Origin of the sequence: Cryobacterium sp. TMT4-31 (assembly GCF_004403385.1) — a bacterium.
GTDB lineage: Bacteria > Actinomycetota > Actinomycetes > Actinomycetales > Microbacteriaceae > Cryobacterium > Cryobacterium zongtaii.
Genome location: NZ_SOGI01000006.1, coordinates 125,954 through 143,149 on the forward strand (window position 1 = coordinate 125,954; position 17,196 = coordinate 143,149).

Consider the following 17,196-nt stretch of genomic DNA (forward strand, 5'->3'; position numbering starts at 1 on the left):
TCATGTCACACATCGACAGCATCACCACCGGCACTTCCGTGCTGGTCATGGCCGAGGGCGACGACGTCGCGGTCGCCCTCCGAGACCTCCAGCCGGGGGAGACCCTCCCCGTCGGCGACGGTCTCCTCACCGTCACCACGCTCATCCCGAGCGGCCACAAGGTCGCCCTCACCGACCTCGACGTCGGCGCCACCGTGCACAAGTACGGCCAGTCGATCGGGGTTGCCACGGCGCCGATCAGCCGGGGCGAGCAGGTGCACAGCCACAACATCGGCATGGACCTCGCTGCCCGCACCCACGAATTCGGCACCGTGCACACCGAGCTGCCGGCCCCGACGGCCCGCCGAACCTTCGACGGTTACCGCCGCGCCGACGGCCGGGCCGGTACGCGTAACTACATCGCGATCCTCACCACGGTCAACTGCTCCGGAACCACTGCCAAGCTCATCGCCGATAGATTCCGCGGTGGCGCGTTGGACGGGTTCGAGAACGTCGACGGCGTCATCGCCCTCACCCACCAGAGCGGCTGCGGCCTCGTGCTGGAAAGCGAAGGCGCCCAGGTGCTGCTCCGCACGCTCAACGGCTATGCCAGCCATCCCAACATCGCGGGCGTCCTGATGCTCAGCCTCGGCTGCGAGATGACCCCGACCAGCCTGGTCCTCGCCGAGGGCGCCCTGCCCAGCGACACCGTGGTGGAGTCCCTGTCGATCCAGGAGACCGGCGGCATGCGCAACACCGTCGCCGCCGGCGTCGAGAAGATCCTCACCCTGGCCGAACAGATCAATAACCGCCACCGCGAACCCATCGACATCTCCGAGCTGGTGCTGGGCCTGAACTGCGGCGGCTCCGACGGTTACTCCGGCATCACGGCCAACCCGGCCCTGGGCTGGGCGTCGGATGTTCTCGTGGCGCACGGCGGAACATCCGTTCTCGCCGAGACCCCGGAGATCTACGGCGCCGAGCACCTGCTCACCGCCCGCGCCACCACCCCCGCGGTCGGTCACAAGCTGATCGACCGGATCGATTGGTGGGAAACCTACATCCACGCCAACGGCGGCACCATGGACAACAACCCCTCCCCGGGCAACAAGGCCGGCGGTATCAGCACCATTCTGGAGAAGTCGCTGGGCGCCGTTGCCAAGGCCGGCCACGCCGATCTCGCCGCCGTGTACGAGTACGCGGAACCGATCGACACCCGCGGCCTGGGCTTCATGGACACCCCCGGGTACGACCCGGTCTCGGTCACCGGCCTGGTCGCCGGCGGCGCCACCGTCGTGGTCTTCACCACCGGCCGCGGCTCGGTCTTCGGTTGCAAGCCCACCCCGAGCATCAAGGTGGGCACCAATACGGAACTGTTCCTGCGCCAGGGCGACGACATCGACATCGACGCCGGCCGGATCGCCGACGGCAACGCCACCGTAGACGAGGTCGGCGCCGAGATCCTCGAGATGATCATCGCCGTCGCCAGCGGCACCCAAACCGTCAGCGAAGAATTCGACGTGGGCCAGGAAGAGTTTGTGCCGTGGCACATCGGGGCCGTGACCTAATGGGTGCCTCGCAGCCAACCGTGGTCTGCTTCGGCGAGACGATGGGCATGTTCACGCCCACCAGCTCGGTGCCGTTGAACACCGCGACCGGTTTCACCCTGGGCACCGGCGGTGCCGAATCGAACGTCGCCATGCACCTGGCCGAACTCGGCCACGCCGTGGCGTGGGCCAGCGCCGTGGGCACCGACCCGGTCGGCACCAAGATCATCGACGCCCTCGGCGCCGCCGGCGTCGACACCCGGTGGGTCGGCCGCACCGCCGACGCACCAACCGGGCTCTACCTCAAGGAGCCCGACACCGGTAGCGGAGCACACGTGTTCTACTACCGCCAAGGCTCGGCGGCATCCACGCTGAAGATCGCGGATGCCGACGGCTGGCCCCTGGCCGGCGCCCGGTGGATCCACACCACCGGGATCACCCCCGCGTTGTCGGACAGCTGCTCCGCTCTTGTGGAACACGTGCTCGACCACGCCGCGGACTGGGGGGCGTCGGTCTCGTTCGACATCAACTTTCGCCCCGGTATCTGGTCGGTTCTGGATGCCGCGCCGCGGCTGCTCGCCCTGGCCGAGAAGGCAACCGTCGTGCTCGTCGGACTCGATGAAGCCGCCGTGCTGTGGGGCTGTGCCACCGCGGCCGACGTGCGGGCCCTGCTGCCCCGGCTGCCGTATCTGGTGGTGAAGGATTCCTCGATCGATGCCACCGAATTCGCCCTCGCCGCGGACGGCACCGACACCGTCACGGTGGTGCCGGCCCGCAAGGTCGACGTCGTCGAACCCGTCGGCGCGGGCGACGCCTTCGCCGCCGGCTACCTGTCCAGCCTGCTCTCTGCGGAACCCTCCGCGGAGCGCCTCGAGCGCGGTCACTCCCGCGCCGCCTGGGCGCTGGGCAGCCGCCAGGACTTCCGCCCGGGACTCGGCCAGCGGATGTCGGCCGACGAACCGTCCGCGCCAGCCACCCACGACCGTACGTTCGACCTCAGGAGAGAACCCGCATGACCTTGTCCACCAGCACCACCACCCAGCCTCTCAGCGCCACCCAGTGGTTCCCCGGCGACTTCTTCCGAGTCCCCGTCATCGCGGTCTTCCGCGGGCTGTCGGCCGCCGAAGCCGTACGCCTGTCGGTGCGCGCCTGGGACGCCGGGGTTGAACACGTCGAAATCCCGATCCAGACCCTCGACGCCGTCCCCGTGCTGCAGGCCGTCGCTGACGCTGCTGCCGAACGAGGCCTCGTGATCGGCGCCGGCACCGTGACCACGATCGACCAGCTCGACGCTGCGACGAACGTGGGCGTCGCGTTCACGGTCTCGCCCGGCCTCGACCCGGCCATCGTGGCCGAAAGCGTGCGCCGCGGCATCCCGCACCTGCCGGGCATCGCCACGGCCACCGAAATCCTGCAGGCCCGCGCCCTGGGTCTCACCTGGGTGAAGGCGTTCCCCGCGTCCCTGCTCGGAGCGGCCTGGGTCAAGGCCCAGAAGGGTCCGTACCCGGACACCAACTTCATCGCCACCGGCGGCGTGACCGCCCTGAACGCGCCGGAATTCCTGGCCGCGGGCACCAGCGTGGTCGGCCTCTCCGGCGCTTTCGCCGACGACGCCCAGCTCGACCTTGTGCGCGCCCTGATCGCCGGCACCCGCAAGTAACAATTCGCATCACCCGGGCCCCGCGACCGCACGGTCGCGGGGCCCGTTCCGGTCGCCAGGGACCAAAGTCACGGCCGGCCGGGCGGTAGGCTGAGCGGAGATCTGAGGGAGAGTCACGTGTGGGTGAACTGGCGTGACAGAACGCATCGCGGCGATGGGGACCGATGGCTGATCTGGGCCGTTTTTGTGCTTGTGGCGGCGTACACGCTCGGACTGCTTCTGAACGGTGCGGGCCCCAGCCCCCTCGTTGACATCTGGTTGGGCGAGCTCACCCAATGGGTGCCCGTCGCGGTCTTCTGGGTGGCCGTTGTGCGCACGGGCTTCGCCCGTGGCGACGTTCTCTTCGCCACGCTCGCGGTGACGTTCAATGCCGCCGCCGACACTTACTACGTGCTCGCTATGGATGCGGGCGGCGAACTGCCGTTCCCGTCCCCGGCCGATTTCGGATATCTGCTGTTTTACCCGCTGATGCTTCTCGCCCTCGTGGCTCTTGTCCGCAGACAGATGCGCGGCCTGGCCTGGTCCGTCCTGCTGGATAGCGCGGTCGGGGCCCTCGGCGCTGCCGCGGTCCTCGCTGCCGTCCTCGGCCCGGTGCTCACCGAGGCAGCCGATGAGTCCGCGATCCTGGCCACAGCCGTCGCGGTTGCTTACCCGGTCTTCGACCTGCTCCTCGTCGCCGCGATCGCCGGCATCGCCGCCGCCCCGGGCTTGCACATCGGCTCGAGCTGGGCGTTTCTGGTCGGCGGCCTTGTCGTCTTCGCCGGCGCCGACGTGGTCTATGCGCTGCTGGAGGTGAGTGGCACCTACATCGTCGGCGTTCCGCTCGATGCCGCGTGGGCGCTCGGTCTCGCCCTGATGGCGGTGTGGGTCGACGCGACCGACCGCCCCCAACGCGGCATCGTCGTGGGCGCCCGAAAGACCCCGGCCCTGTTCGTTCCCGCGGTGGCCGTCGCCGCCGGACTGGGCGTACTCATCCTCGGCACGCAGGTCGTCCAGCCGGTTGCCGCGGTCATCCTGGCCAGCCTCACCGTGTCCCTGGCCGCGATCCCGCTGGTATTCCGGCAGCGGCTGCTGCGCCGGCAGGCCCGGACCGACGACCTGACCGGGCTGCCCAACCGGCGGGCGCTGTACACGGATGCGCCCGCGCTGCTCACCCTCAGTCGCACGCCCTCCCGTCAACGGCACAGTGCGCTCCTGCTACTCGACCTCGACAGGTTCAAGGAAGTCAACGACAGCCTCGGACACGACGTCGGCGACAGGCTGCTGGTGCTGGTGAGCGGCCGCCTGGCGGCAGCGCTGCCGCCGGGAGCCAGGCTGGCCCGGCTCGGCGGCGACGAATTCGCCATCCTGCTCGCTGATGCCGGCGAGGCCGAGGCCACCGTCGTGGCGTTGGGCCTGCGGGACGCGCTCGCCCAAACCTTCGCCCTCGAGGGGCTGGCCGTGCAGACCAGTGTCAGCATCGGCATCGCGTTGTTCCCCGAGCAGGGCCGCGACCTCAGCGATCTGCTGCGCCGTGCCGACATGGCGATGTACAAGGCCAAGTCCGGGCGGCACGGCCACCACGTGTACCAGTCCGAAGATGACAGTCACGGCGACACCAGGCTGCGCACCCTGCAAGACCTGCGCCTGGGCCTTACCGACGACCAACTCGTGGTGTACTACCAACCCAAGATCGGTCTGCAAAACGGTGAGGTCACCGGTGTCGAAGCACTCGTGCGCTGGCAGCATCCGACCCGCGGGCTGCTGCTGCCCGAGGACTTCCTCGACCTCGTCGAGGAATCGGGGCTGATGCACGCACTCACCCGGATCGTGCTGACCAAGGCTCTCGATCAAGCCGTGCTTTGGCACGCTGGTGGCCACACCCTGACTATCGCGGTCAACATCTCGGCCAGCTCCCTCGTCAACGTCGAGTTCCCGGAGGAGGTCGTGCGCATGGTCAACGCACGACGGCTGCCGGCGTCGGCGTTGATGCTGGAGGTCACCGAAGACTTCTTGATGAGCGACAGGGACCGGGCTAGGGACGTGCTCACCCGGCTGCGGGAAGCCGGAATCCAGATCGCGGTCGACGACTTCGGCACCGGCTACAGCTCGCTCTCCTACCTGCGCGACCTGCCCATCGACGAGCTCAAGTTGGACAGGTCATTCGTGTTGCCGATGACCCATGACGCCCGCGCGGCCTCGCTGGTGGCGTCCACCATCGAGCTGGCGCACAGCCTGGGCCTGCGAATGGTTGCCGAGGGTGTCGAGAGCAGTGTGGCGTACGACGAGCTGGCCCGATACGGCTGCGATCATGCGCAAGGCTTCTTCATGTCGCGGCCGATTCCGGCCCTGGAACTGGACGAGTGGTTAGCTACCCGCCACGATCTGGAACCGGGCGCCGTGAACTGAATCCGGCTCCTGCCGTGACGATCGGCGGGCTGGACGCGTCTCAGTCATGAACCTGGCAAGCCGTGTACCGGCTTCGACCCTTCGCCAGCAAGGAGCTTTCATGACCGACGTCCAGAACCCCGTCACCAGTTATCACACCGGCGGCTTCCCGCTGCAGCAGCAGGACCAGCCCGGCCTCACCACGGCGACCGTGCCGCGCCCCGACCACGGCGAAGACACCTATGTCGGCACCGGGAAGCTCGTGGGCAAGCGGGCGTTGATCACCGGCGGTGACTCGGGGATCGGCCGTGCCGTCGCAATCGCCTTCGCCAGGGAGGGTGCCGACGTGGCCATCTCCTACCTGCCCGAAGAGCAGGAAGACGCCGAAGACACCGCCTCGCTCGTGCGGGCTGCCGGCCGCACCGCGGTGCTGCTGGCCGGCGACATCCGCAACGAACAGCACTGCATCGACATTGTGGAGCACACCACGGCTCAGCTCGGCGGTCTCGACATTCTCGTGCTGAACGCCGCGTACCAGGAGAACCGCAACGGTCTGGAGACGCTCTCGACCAAGGAGTTCGACAGGGTCTTCAAGACCAACCTCTACGCAACGCTGTGGATCGCCCGTGCCGCGATCCCGCACCTCAATGCGGGGTCGTCGATCATCACGACCACGTCGATCCAGGCGTCCAGCCCGTCACCGGAACTGATCGACTACGCGATGACCAAGGCGGCGCTGGTCGCGTTCACCCAGGCCCTCGCCCAGCAGCTGGGATCCACCGGGGTGCGGGTCAACGCCGTTGCACCCGGGCCGATCTGGACCCCGCTGATCCCCGCGACCTCGTGGCCGGAGAAACTGCCGACTTTCGGTCAGGACACACCGCTGGGTCGGGCCGGGCAGCCCGCCGAGCTGGCGTCGGCGTACGTCTACCTGGCGTCGACGGACTCGTCGTACACGTCGGGTGCCGTGCTGCCGGTCACCGGCGGACGCGCGTTCTAACCCGAGCGCGAACACAGCGACAGCGGTCGGCGGCATCTCGGATGCGCCGCCCGCTGTCTGTGCTCGTCGGTCGACCGGATCAGACGACGTCGGATCGGGCCTGGGTGTTACCCAGCGCCCGGTCCTTCAAGACCGCGTACTCACCCTGGCTGATCGCTCCGGAGTCGAGGAGCTGCTTTGCCTGGGCGATGTCTTGCGCGGGATTGCTGCCGGCGACACTTCTGATGTACTCGTCCGTACTCGCCCTCTCCTGCATCCCGGCGCTGACCTGGCGCTCCGCCATACCGCGGCCGCGTGCGATGACGTACACGAGCACGGTCAGGATGGGCACGAAGACCATGAACAGCAGCCACGCCGCCTTCGCCCATCCGTTCAGGGTTCGATCCCGGAACACGTCGATGATCACGGCGAAGAGTGCGAATAGGTAGGACACGAACACGAATGTCCAAAAGAAGAATCCGATGAAATCCCAAAAATTAGACCAGAAACTCATGGTCGGCACCTTTCCCTGTAACGTCTGGCCGAGGCCCTGCCGCCGCATGGGGCAGCGTGTCACAGTCCTTGGCTGGTGATCACGTTAATCACGCAGGGCGGTTCTGGATCACCCGGAATGGGTGAGAACGGCACCGCGCGAACCTGAGTTGGGGGAGGCCGTGGACGGCTAGGCTGAGCGACAACAGTGCGTCCTCTCCCTCGAGAAGACCTCGGGCGGGTTTTGACACATCGGAACCGACTGTTGGGGAGGGGGACACAGTGACGGCAATCGAACTGACGGTCGATGACCGGCTGGCGTGGGTCGAGCGCCAGTACTGGATCGACAAGGATGTCGCGCTCGCTGCAGCCGAAGACTGGCTGGCGGAGTTGGGAGCAGGCGAGCACGGTGCGCTGAGCCGGCGCCTCGAGGTGCAGATCGCCTCGATCATGACCCGCAGGGGAGATCCGAGCCAGGGAGCCACCGATGTGCAGCGCATTCTGCGTTGGGCGGAGCGGCACGGCGAGCTCACCCTGCAGTCCCGCTGCCACGACGTTCTCGGATCGGTATTCGAGATGGTGGGCGACCGGGCCCTGGCCCTGGAACACGCCGTCGCCACGAACGACCTTCTGAGCGAGTCCGAGAGCCCCCTGATGCGGGCTGCCGCCCGCCTGACCCTGGCCGACGCCCTCGGCTCCACTGGATCGTTCGACGAGGCACGCCGCCGCTACAACGAGGCACTTCGTCTGGTCATCGACGACCCTGAAACCAGCATCCGCTACATGATCTTGAACAACCTCGCCTTCACGGAGTACCTGGCCGGCAATCAGGACGACGCACTCGTCGCGGTCGAGAGCCTGCTCGCGCTGTCCGAACTCAACAACCGCCCGATCGGCATGTACGCCCGCGACACTATCGCCAGGGTTTACCTCTCTGCCGGACGACTGGAGGAAGCCGAAGCGACCCTGGTGGCGGCCATCGAGGCCAGGCCGGTCGACTTCCACCCCGACAGCATCGCCGCCGCCCAGGTCACCCTGGCCGAGACCTGTCGCAGGCGGGGGCATCTGGATGAGGCCCAGGCCGTCGTCGACCAGTGTCGGGAGCTCACCCGGGAGAACGGGCTCGTGCGCTGGGCCACCGAGCTCATGCGCGAGCAGGCGGAGATCTACGCCGAACGAGAGGATTTTCGGGCGGCGTTCGAGGCCTACCGCAGTTACCACGAACAGTCCATCGCTCTCGGCGCCAGCGAGAACGAGGCGCGCGGACGCATCCTCGAGGCGATGTTCCAGACCGCTGAGTCCCGCCGGGAAAGCGAGCGCTACCGCGAGATGGCCGAACGCGACCCTTTGACAGAGCTACGCAATCGTCGGTTCGTCGACGAGCACCTCAGCAACCTGTTGTCCCTCCTCCGCGAGGGTGGCGCACCCATCGCCATCGCGATGATCGACGTCGACCATTTCAAGCGCATCAATGACACGCTTTCGCACGAGGTCGGTGACGACGTGCTGCGGACGCTCGGCCGCATTCTGACGCAGGCTGTCGCGTCGGTTCCCGGGGCGATCGCGGCGCGTCTGGGCGGGGAAGAATTCCTTCTCATTCTGCCCGCCCACGACGCGGCCGCCGCTGGCGCACTGTGTGAAAAGGTGCGGCTGGATGTGGCCGGTCACGATTGGTCGCCCATCGACGCCGGCTTGCGGGTCACCGTGAGTCTGGGCGTCGCGCTCGCCCCGGACGATGCGGCCACGAGCTCGTCGCTGTTGCGGGCCGCCGATGTGCGCATGTACGTGGCCAAGCGGGACGGCCGCAACCGCGTGGTGCACGCCGGCGCCTGACCCATTTCGCCCAAGTGGTCGGCGGCCGAGCGTTACAGGCCTTGCGCCAGGCGGTAGTACGCCTGGTTCCATCGGACCTCGCGGGAGAAGTCCCGCAGGGTGGTGGTTTCATCGATCACGAGGAGCTCGGTTNGGATACACCGCGTGCCACCGCTCCTAGCCCGCGCCGCGAGCCGGATCCGCCCCGTTCGGCGCCACAATCGCTCAGGCGCGGGGCACTCCCCGCTCGGTGAGGAAGGCGTGGAACCGGGTGGGTGAGAGAGCAAGATCCCAGCCCCACCGGTCGAAACTGTTCACCTGGGCGCGTAACGCATCCTCTCGCTGTTTCTCCTGCCACACCACCGAACTCGGGTCGCGATTGCCGAGCACGAGCCCGGTGCCGTACTTGAGGAACCCGTCGAATTCGCCGATCTTGCGCACCCGGCGCCAGAAGAAGTCCACCCAAGCGTTGCCGCCGAGGATGTCGGGAAAGCAGACCTGCAGCTCCGGTGCCTCAAAGCCGAGCTGAAAGATCCGCACCCTGCTCAGGGTCTCCCCCGGGTTTGCCGCCAGCGGGTTCGCGAAAGCGATCACCCGCTCGGCGCGGCGCCGACCGGTTCGCGGGTTCACCATCGCGAGCTCGCGGTAGAGGTCATCCCTCGTCAGCGCCGGTCGGATCGGCACCTCTCCGCGCCGCTCCCGTTCGGCGCGTTCCTGCTCAACCCGCAGCGCGTGGTCCACCATCGTGACACCCACCAGAAAGGGTGACGAGGCGGCCACATCCACCAGGGTGCGCGCAACAGAAGTGACCTGGCATCCGTCGATCTCCTGCACTGAGTCCGGAGCCGGCCCACGGTGACTGGTTATGAACCGGGTGCTGCTGCCTCCGACAGCGTCAGGGGTGCTGATGTGCACCGTCGCGGGCCAGCTCCCGATGGTGGGAAAGCCGTGCAGGATGCCCGCAGATTGATGCGACAAAACGGGCCGGCGCCCCGATGCCAGAACGGTCGCCCGCACCATCAGGCGGTACCGCTCATCGACATCAGCGGCGCGCCAGCGCTCGCCCGTCACGTACACACCGCGACGGACGCTCTGGAGCGCACCCCTCACGCACAGCGTCTGGAGTGCGCGCGTTGACACTCCGACCTCTCGCAGGGCACCAGACGGGAGCAGCCCGCCGTACCGAGTGCTCACGACTTCGGCGAGGCGGAGGGTTTGGCGGTGGCGCGCGGCGTCGGCTGTGCGTTCGGCGGACGAAGGGTTGGATAACGGGGACTGGAGATTGGCCATACGGCAGCGTCCCTCTTCGACCCGCTGGCGCACGATACTGACCCGGCCCGGTTGAGCAATCGCCCGATCCGTACCCTGTGGAGGAGCAGCGCACCCACGTGTCAGTACCGGACGGAAGGCTCCCGGCGGCACGCCTTAGCTCCCGCGGCACGCCTTAGCTCCGGCGGCACTGGTTCTAGCGCGGGCCGCCGCGCAAGAGGCGTGCCGCCGGGCAAAAAGCGTGCCGCCGCGCACAAGGCGGGCCGCGGCGCATGAAGGGAGCCGCGTCTTGGAGACATGCGCGGGCGGCGGGCAACAAAGGCCGCCGGCCGCGCATCTGTGCCAGGCCGAGAGGCTCCCGGCGGCACGCCTTGGCCCCCGCGGCACGTGTTAGCCCCGGCGGCATTGGTTCTAGCGCCTGCCGTCGCGCATGAAGCGTGCCGCCGCGCACAACGTGGGCCGCGGGGCATAAAGAGTGCCGCCGCGCACAACGTGTGCCGCGGGGCACACGTCGGACCGCGACGTGGGCCGCGACGTGGGCCGCGACGTGGGCCGCGGGGCATAACGCGAGGCACGAGCGGGCACACAAAGACCGCCGGCCCCGCATCCGTGGTGGAGGCGGGGCCGGCGGCCGGATGGAGCGTGGTGCCTAGCGGCCGCCGGAGCGACGCTTGTTGTAGACGTCGAAGGCGACGGCGAGGAGGAGCACGAGGCCCTTCACGGCCTGCTGCCACTCGATGCCGATGCCCATGATCGACATGCCGTTGTTCAGCACACCGATGATCAGACCACCGATGATGGCGCCACCGATGGTGCCGACACCACCCTGCACTGCCGCGCCACCGATGAAGGCGGCGGAGATGGCTTCGAGCTCGAAGCCGTCACCTGCCTTCGGGCCGGCCAGGTTGAGGCGAGCGGTGAAGATCAGGCCGGCGAGGGCAGCGAGCACGCCCATGTTCACGAACAGCCAGAACGTCACGTTGCGGGTCTTGACACCCGACAGCTCAGCGGCGTGCAGGTTGCCACCGATCGCGTAGATGTGACGGCCGAACACGCTGCGGTTCATGATGATGCCGTAGACCAGGATCAGCACGGCCAGCACGATCAGGGTGACCGGAATGCCCTTGTAGGAGGCGAGGGCGTATGCGAACATGGCGATGGCGGCGGTGATGAGCACGAGCTTGACGACGAACCAAACCAGCGGCTCGACCTCCTGGCCGTAGGCCGCGCGGCCCTTGCGGGTGCGCACCTGCTGCACGATCAGGGCGATGATCGCCAGTGCGGCGACACCCAGGGTGAGCGGGTCCAGCTCGAACTCGCCGAAGAGATCCGTGAGGAAGCCGTTACCGAGTGCGCGGTATTCGGCCGGGAACGAACCGATGTTCGCGTTGCCGAGCACCACGAGGGCGAGGCCACGGAAGATGAGCATGCCGGCCAAGGTCACGATGAAGGCGGGGATGCCCACGAACGCGATCCAGAAGCCCTGCCAGACGCCCACCAGGGCACCGACCAGGAGCGAAAGGATGATCGACAGCCACCAGGGCAGTCCCCAGGTCACGGCGAACACGCCGGACACGGCACCGACGAAGGCGGCGACCGAACCGACCGACAGGTCGATGTGGCCGGCGATGATGACCATCACCATGCCGACCGCGAGAACGAGGATGTACCCGTTCTGCACGATCAGGTTCGAGATGTTCTGCGGCCGCAGCAGGATGCCGTCGGTCAGGAAGCTGAACAGCACAACCACCACGATCAGTGCGACGAAGATGCCGTTCTTGCCGAGGTCGGCGATGACATGGCTGAACCAGGCCGCCGCTTTGGAGTTGCTGGGATTGACTTGTGCACCTTCGGGCGTGTTGCTCGCCGGCTTGGTTTCGAGATCACTCATTTTGACGTTTCTCCTATTCCGATAGCGCCGACGCTAACGGGCCTTTTCCATGGTCATGTGCTTGATGAGGGTCTCCGGGGTGGCCGCATCGATCGGGAATTCTCCCGTGATGCGCCCCTCGGAGAGGGTGTAGATGCGGTCGCAGATGCCGATCAGTTCCGGCAGCTCCGACGAGATCACGATGACGCCCTTGCCCTGTGCAGCGAGGGCGTTGATGATCGCGTAGATCTCGTACTTGGCGCCAACATCGATGCCGCGGGTGGGCTCATCCAGGATCAGCACGTCGGGATTCGAGTAGATCCACTTCGACAGCACGACCTTCTGCTGGTTGCCGCCGGAGAGTTTCCCGGTTTTGGCCAGCACCGTCGGTGCCTTGATGTTCATGCTCGTGCGGTACTCGTTGGCAACCTTGAATTCTTCGTTGTCATCGACCAGTCCGCCCTTGACGAGCTTGCCCAGCGAGGCCATCGAGATGTTGCGCTTGATGTCTTCGATGAGGTTGAGGCCGTAAGTCTTGCGGTCCTCGGTGGCGTAGGCGATGCCGTTGTCGATCGCCTCGGTGACCGTGCGAGTCTTGATCTCCTTGCCGGCCTTGAACACCTTGCCGGTGATGCGGCTGCCGTAGGTGCGGCCGAACAGGCTCATCGCGAACTCGGTGCGTCCGGCTCCCATGAGCCCGGCGATACCCACGATCTCGCCACGCCGCACGTTCAGGTTGACGTTGTCGACCATGACCCTGGTCGGGTCCTGGGGGTGGTGCGCGGTCCAGTCCTCGACCCGCAGGATTTCCTCGCCGATGTTCGGCGTGTGGTCCGGGTAACGGTGCTCGAGATCGCGGCCGACCATGTCCTTGATGATGCGGTCTTCGGTCACGTCGACCTTGTCGATCGTCTCGATGGCCTTGCCATCGCGGATGACCGTGACGGCGTCGGAGACCTTTTTGATCTCGTTGAGCTTGTGACTGATGATGATCGACGTGATGCCCTGACCCTTCAGGTGCAGCATCAGGTTGAGCAGGTGGTCGGAGTCCTCGTCGTTGAGGGCGGCCGTCGGCTCGTCCAAGATGAGCAGCTTCACCCGCTTGGAGAGCGCCTTGGCGATCTCCACGAGCTGCTGCTTGCCGACTCCGATGTCCATGATCTTGGTGGTGGGGTTCTCCCGCAGGCCCACGCGGGCGAGGAGCTTCACGGCCTCGGTGTTGGTCTTGTTCCAGTCGATCAGGCCCAAGGCGCCGCGTTGTTCGTTGTTGAGGAAGATGTTCTCCGCGATGGAGAGGTAGGGACTCAGTGCGAGTTCCTGGTGGATGATGACGATGCCCTTGGCTTCGCTGTCCCTGATGTCCTTGAATTCAACGACTTCGTCTTCGAAGACGATGTCGCCGGTGTAGGTGCCGTGCGGGTAAACGCCGCTGAGCACCTTCATCAGCGTGGACTTGCCCGCGCCGTTCTCACCGCAGATGGCGTGAACTTCGCCGCGAGCGACGTTGAGCGTCACGTCCTGCAGCGCCTTGACGCCGGGGAAGGTCTTGGTAATACCGCGCATCTCGAGGATGTTGGTGGTCACGTGCGTTCCTTTCTTAGGTCGATACCTTGTGCTGACCGGCCTGCGGGGCCGTGAGGCCCCGCAGGCCGGTCACTAACACGTGACTCTTAGCCGTCGATCTCGGCCTGGGTCCAGTAGCCGGTGTCAACCAGCTCTTCGGTGATGTTGTCCTTGATCACGATCGAAGAGTCGAGGAGGTAGGAATCCACAACCTTGACACCGTTGTCGTAATCTTCGGTGTTGTTGATCTCCGGCTCGTCACCGTTGAGCAGGGCGAGGGTCATCGAAACGGCGACCTCGGCCAGCTTGCGGGTGTCCTTGAAGATCGTGCCGTACTGCTCACCGGCGACGATGGCCTTGACCGAGTCGAGCTCAGCGTCCTGACCGGAGATCGCGGGCCATTCCGGGCCCACTGTGTAGCCGGAGCCCTCGAGGGCAGAAATGATGCCTCGGGAGATGCCGTCGTACGGGGAGAGCACGCCGTTGACGACGCTGCCGTCGGAGTACGTCGACGTCAGGATGTTCTCCATGCGGCTCTGTGCTTCTTCACCGTCCCAACGCAGGGTTGCAACCTGCTCGATGTCGGTCTGGCCGCTCTTGACCACGATGGTCTTGGCGTCGATCAGCGGCTGGAGGACATCCATCGCGCCGTCGTAGAAGAAGAACGCGTTGTTGTCGTCCAGCGAACCGGCAAACAACTCGACGTTGAACGGGCCGGCCGGTGCACCCTCGATGGGCGTTCCGTCCAGCTCGACCAGGCCGAGGCCGTTCAGCAACGACCAGGCCTGCTGCTGGCCAACCTTGAAGTTGTCGAACGAGGCGTAGTAGTTGACGTTCTCGGTGTCGCGGATCAGGCGGTCGTAGGCGATGACGGGGATGTCGGCGTCTGCGGCGTCCTGGAGCACGCTGGTGAGGGTGGTGCCGTCGATCGAGGCGACGATCAGGGCCTTGGCGCCCTTGGTGATCATGTTCTCGATCTGCGAGACCTGCATGGGGATGTCGTCTTCTGCGTACTGCAGGTCGACGGTGAAGCCCTCGGCTTCGAGCTGCTCCTTGACGGCGTTACCGTCGTTGATCCAGCGCTCGGAGGACTTGGTGGGCATTGCGACGCCGACGAGGCCGCCGTCGCCGCCGCCAGAGTCTCCGCCGCTGGAGCAGGCTGCCAGGGACATAACCATGGCTCCGGCTGCCAGTGTCGCGAGGAAAGCTTTCTTCTTCACTGTGGTTCCTTTCGTATTTTCAATCGACTTTGATGTCAAATGGGTGAAACAGAGTGGTGCGTGTGTGATTTACAGGCCTTGCGCCAGGCGGTAGTACGCCTGGTTCCATCGGACCTCGCGGGAGAAGTCCCGCAGGGTGGTGGTTTCATCGATCACGAGGAGCTCGGTTTGAGCGATCTCGGCGAAGTCTTGGAACACCTCGATGCCGACGGCTGTCGACATGACGGTGTGGTGGGCGGCGCCGGCGGTGAGCCAGGCGGCGGCGGAGGTGGCGAAGTCGGGTGCGGGCTTCCAGACGGCGCGGCCGACGGGGAGTTTGGGTAGCGCTTGGGTGGGTTCGACGACCTCGACGACGTTCGCGGTGAGGCGGAACCTGTCGCGCATGTCGCTCATCGCGACGACCACGGCGGGGCCGGGGGCGGCGTTGAAGACCAGGCGCACCGGGTCGTCTTTGCCGCCGATGCCCAGCGGGTGGATCTCCAGGGTCGGCTTCTCGGTGGCCAGTGACGGGCTGACCTCGAGCATGTGGGCGCCGAGGATGAGTTCGGCGCCGGGGGTGAGGTCGTAGGTGTAGTCCTCCATCAGGCTCGCCCCGCCGGGCAGGCCCGAACCCATCACGTTGGCCACGCGGACCAGGATCGCGGTCTTCCAGTCGCCTTCGGCGCCGAAGCCGTAGCCCTGGGCCATGAGGCGTTGCACGGCCAGGCCGGGCAGCTGCTTGAGGGCGCCGAGGTCTTCGAAGTTGGTGGTGAACGCGCTGAAACCGCCGGCTTCGAGGAAGGACTTCAACCCGAGTTCGATCGCGGCGCCGTAACGCAGCGACTCGTGCCGGTCACCGCCGCGGCGAAGCTCCGGGGCCACGTCGTAGAGTTCGTCGTATTCGGCCACGAGCGCGTCGATGTCAGCAGCCGTGGCGGCGTGCACGGTCTCGGCGAGTTCGTTGACCGACCAGGTGTTCACCTGCACGCCAAAACGCAGCTCGGCTTCGGTCTTGTCGCCCTCGGTGACGGCGACGTAACGCATGTTGTCGCCGAACCGGGCCAGTTTCATGCTGTTCGATGCCGCCCAGCCGGCCGCAGCACGCGTCCAGGTGCCGATCGAGGCGCTGACCACCGGGTTGGACACGTGGCCGACAACGGTCTTCCGCGACACGCCCAGGCGGGTCTGGATGTACCCGAACTCCCGGTCGCCGTGCGCGGCCTGGTTCAGGTTCATGAAATCGAAATCGATCTCGGCCCAGGGCAGTTCCACGTTGGCCTGGGTGTGCAGGTGCAGCAACGGCTTGGTCAACGCGTTGAGGCCGCCGATCCACATCTTCGCCGGCGAGAACGTGTGCATCCACGCGATCAAACCGATGACCTTGTCATCACCGTTGGCATCCAACGCGGCCCGACGGATCGACTCAGCGTCCTTCAAAACCGGCTTCCACACCACCGTGACGGGCACGTCACTNCGCCCGACGAATCGACTCAGCGTCCTTCAAAACCGGCTTCCACACCACCGTGACGGGCACGTCACTGGACGCGTTGAGAGCATCGGCGATCGCCCGGGACTGCTCGGCGACCTGGCGCAGGGTCTCCTCGCCATACAGGTTCTGGCTGCCGGTGAGGAACCAGACCTCGTAGCTGTCCAGGGACGTGTTGAGTGCNACCTGGCGCAGGGTCTCCTCGCCATACAGGTTCTGGCTGCCGGTGAGGAACCAGACCTCGTAGCTGTCCAGGGACGTGTTGAGTGCGGTGGGTGACATTATTTGAGGGCTCCTTGCGGTGCTTGTCCGTAGACATTCTGGTAACGGTTGAAAAGAGAATCGATCGATTCCTGCGGGATCGGAATCAGCGGGCCACCCTGCCGGGCCAAGTGCACCGTACGGGCGACGTCTTCGACCATCACGGCAGCCTTGACCGCATCACGGGCATCCTTACCGATCGTGAACGGCCCATGGTTCTGCATCAACACCGCCCGGGAACGATGCCCAGCCAACGCCTCGACAATGCCCTGACCGATGGTGTCATCACCGATGATCGCGAACCGGCCCACCGGGATCGGACCGCCGAACTCATCAGCCATCGCCGTGATCACACACGGGATCTCCTCACCACGCGCAGCCCACGCCGTCGCGTAAGTGGAATGCGTGTGCACCACCCCGCCGACCTCGGGCATGTTCCGGTACACATACGCATGCGCAGCCGTGTCCGACGACGGCGACCGGTCCGCACCCGGAGTCTCCGGAACGACACTGCCATCCAGATCACAAAGAATCATGTTCTCCGGCGCCAGATCCGCATAATCCACCCCGGACGGCTTGATCACAAACAAGTCCGCGCCCGGCACCCGACCCGACACGTTACCGCCGGTCCACACCACCAAGCCATTGGCCGTCAACTCACCATGCAGCCGAGCGATATCCGCCCGCACACGCGCGATCGCGACCTCGATCT

12 protein-coding genes and 1 pseudogene are annotated in these 17,196 nt (G+C 66.4%); 6 read left to right on the forward strand and 7 right to left on the reverse strand.

Annotation, left to right across the window (positions count from 1 at the left end):
* Positions 1-2 precede the first annotated feature (2 nt).
* The 5 genes from E3T19_RS01015 (at position 3) to E3T19_RS01035 (ending at position 6,553) form a co-directional block, all read left to right on the forward strand.
* A complete protein-coding gene (locus E3T19_RS01015; protein WP_134407848.1) occupies positions 3-1,547 on the forward strand; it encodes a UxaA family hydrolase in 1,545 nt (514 codons plus the stop codon).
* On the forward strand, positions 1,547-2,542 hold the full coding sequence (locus tag E3T19_RS01020) for a sugar kinase (protein ID WP_088457273.1): 996 nt from the start codon (positions 1,547-1,549) through the stop codon (positions 2,540-2,542). The genes E3T19_RS01015 and E3T19_RS01020 overlap by 1 nt, the downstream gene beginning before the upstream one ends.
* Complete coding sequence (locus E3T19_RS01025; RefSeq protein ID WP_134407849.1) at positions 2,539-3,186, forward strand: bifunctional 4-hydroxy-2-oxoglutarate aldolase/2-dehydro-3-deoxy-phosphogluconate aldolase; 648 nt, start codon at positions 2,539-2,541, stop codon at positions 3,184-3,186. Before E3T19_RS01020 ends, E3T19_RS01025 begins: the two co-directional genes overlap by 4 nt.
* A 123-nt stretch (positions 3,187-3,309) precedes the next feature.
* The gene (locus tag E3T19_RS01030) at positions 3,310-5,574 is read left to right on the forward strand and encodes a bifunctional diguanylate cyclase/phosphodiesterase (RefSeq protein ID WP_134407850.1); all 2,265 of its coding nucleotides are present in this window, start codon (positions 3,310-3,312) and stop codon (positions 5,572-5,574) included.
* A gap of 100 nt (positions 5,575-5,674) precedes the next feature.
* Positions 5,675-6,553 (forward strand): SDR family oxidoreductase, encoded by an 879-nt coding sequence (locus E3T19_RS01035; RefSeq protein WP_088457270.1) that lies wholly within the window; start codon positions 5,675-5,677, stop codon positions 6,551-6,553.
* 79 nt (positions 6,554-6,632) lie between these two features.
* Here E3T19_RS01035 and E3T19_RS01040 read toward each other — a convergent pair whose 3' ends face one another.
* Positions 6,633-7,046, reverse strand: a complete 414-nt coding sequence (locus tag E3T19_RS01040) for a PLDc N-terminal domain-containing protein (RefSeq protein ID WP_088458119.1) — start codon at positions 7,044-7,046, stop codon at positions 6,633-6,635.
* Between the two features lie 260 nt (positions 7,047-7,306).
* Here E3T19_RS01040 and E3T19_RS01045 point away from each other — a divergent pair, with 260 nt between their 5' ends.
* Entirely contained in the window at positions 7,307-8,857 is a 1,551-nt protein-coding gene (locus E3T19_RS01045; RefSeq protein ID WP_088457269.1) for a diguanylate cyclase, read from the forward strand.
* A 204-nt stretch (positions 8,858-9,061) separates the two neighbouring features.
* Here the strand turns inward: E3T19_RS01045 and E3T19_RS01050 are convergent, their stop codons facing one another.
* The 6 genes and pseudogenes from E3T19_RS01050 to E3T19_RS01075 all read right to left on the reverse strand — a co-directional run bounded on the left by E3T19_RS01050 (position 9,062) and on the right by E3T19_RS01075 (position 17,194).
* Positions 9,062-9,946 (reverse strand): hypothetical protein, encoded by an 885-nt coding sequence (locus E3T19_RS01050; RefSeq protein ID WP_134407851.1) that lies wholly within the window; start codon positions 9,944-9,946, stop codon positions 9,062-9,064.
* Positions 9,947-10,754: 808 nt separating this feature from the next.
* Positions 10,755-11,996 carry a multiple monosaccharide ABC transporter permease gene (gene mmsB, locus E3T19_RS01055; RefSeq protein WP_088455060.1) on the reverse strand — a complete coding sequence of 414 codons (1,242 nt, stop codon included), beginning with the start codon at positions 11,994-11,996 and terminating at the stop codon, positions 10,755-10,757.
* A 33-nt stretch (positions 11,997-12,029) separates the two neighbouring features.
* Positions 12,030-13,559, reverse strand: coding sequence for a multiple monosaccharide ABC transporter ATP-binding protein (mmsA, locus tag E3T19_RS01060; RefSeq protein WP_088455059.1), 1,530 nt, complete (start codon positions 13,557-13,559; stop codon positions 12,030-12,032).
* A gap of 86 nt (positions 13,560-13,645) precedes the next feature.
* A complete protein-coding gene (chvE, locus tag E3T19_RS01065) occupies positions 13,646-14,758 on the reverse strand; it encodes a multiple monosaccharide ABC transporter substrate-binding protein (RefSeq protein WP_304984977.1) in 1,113 nt (370 codons plus the stop codon).
* 69 nt (positions 14,759-14,827) lie between these two features.
* Positions 14,828-16,418, reverse strand: a pseudogene (gene araA, locus E3T19_RS01070) (L-arabinose isomerase).
* A gap of 86 nt (positions 16,419-16,504) precedes the next feature.
* Entirely contained in the window at positions 16,505-17,194 is a 690-nt protein-coding gene (locus E3T19_RS01075) for an L-ribulose-5-phosphate 4-epimerase (protein WP_134407852.1), read from the reverse strand.
* Between the last annotated feature and the right edge of the window lie 2 nt (positions 17,195-17,196).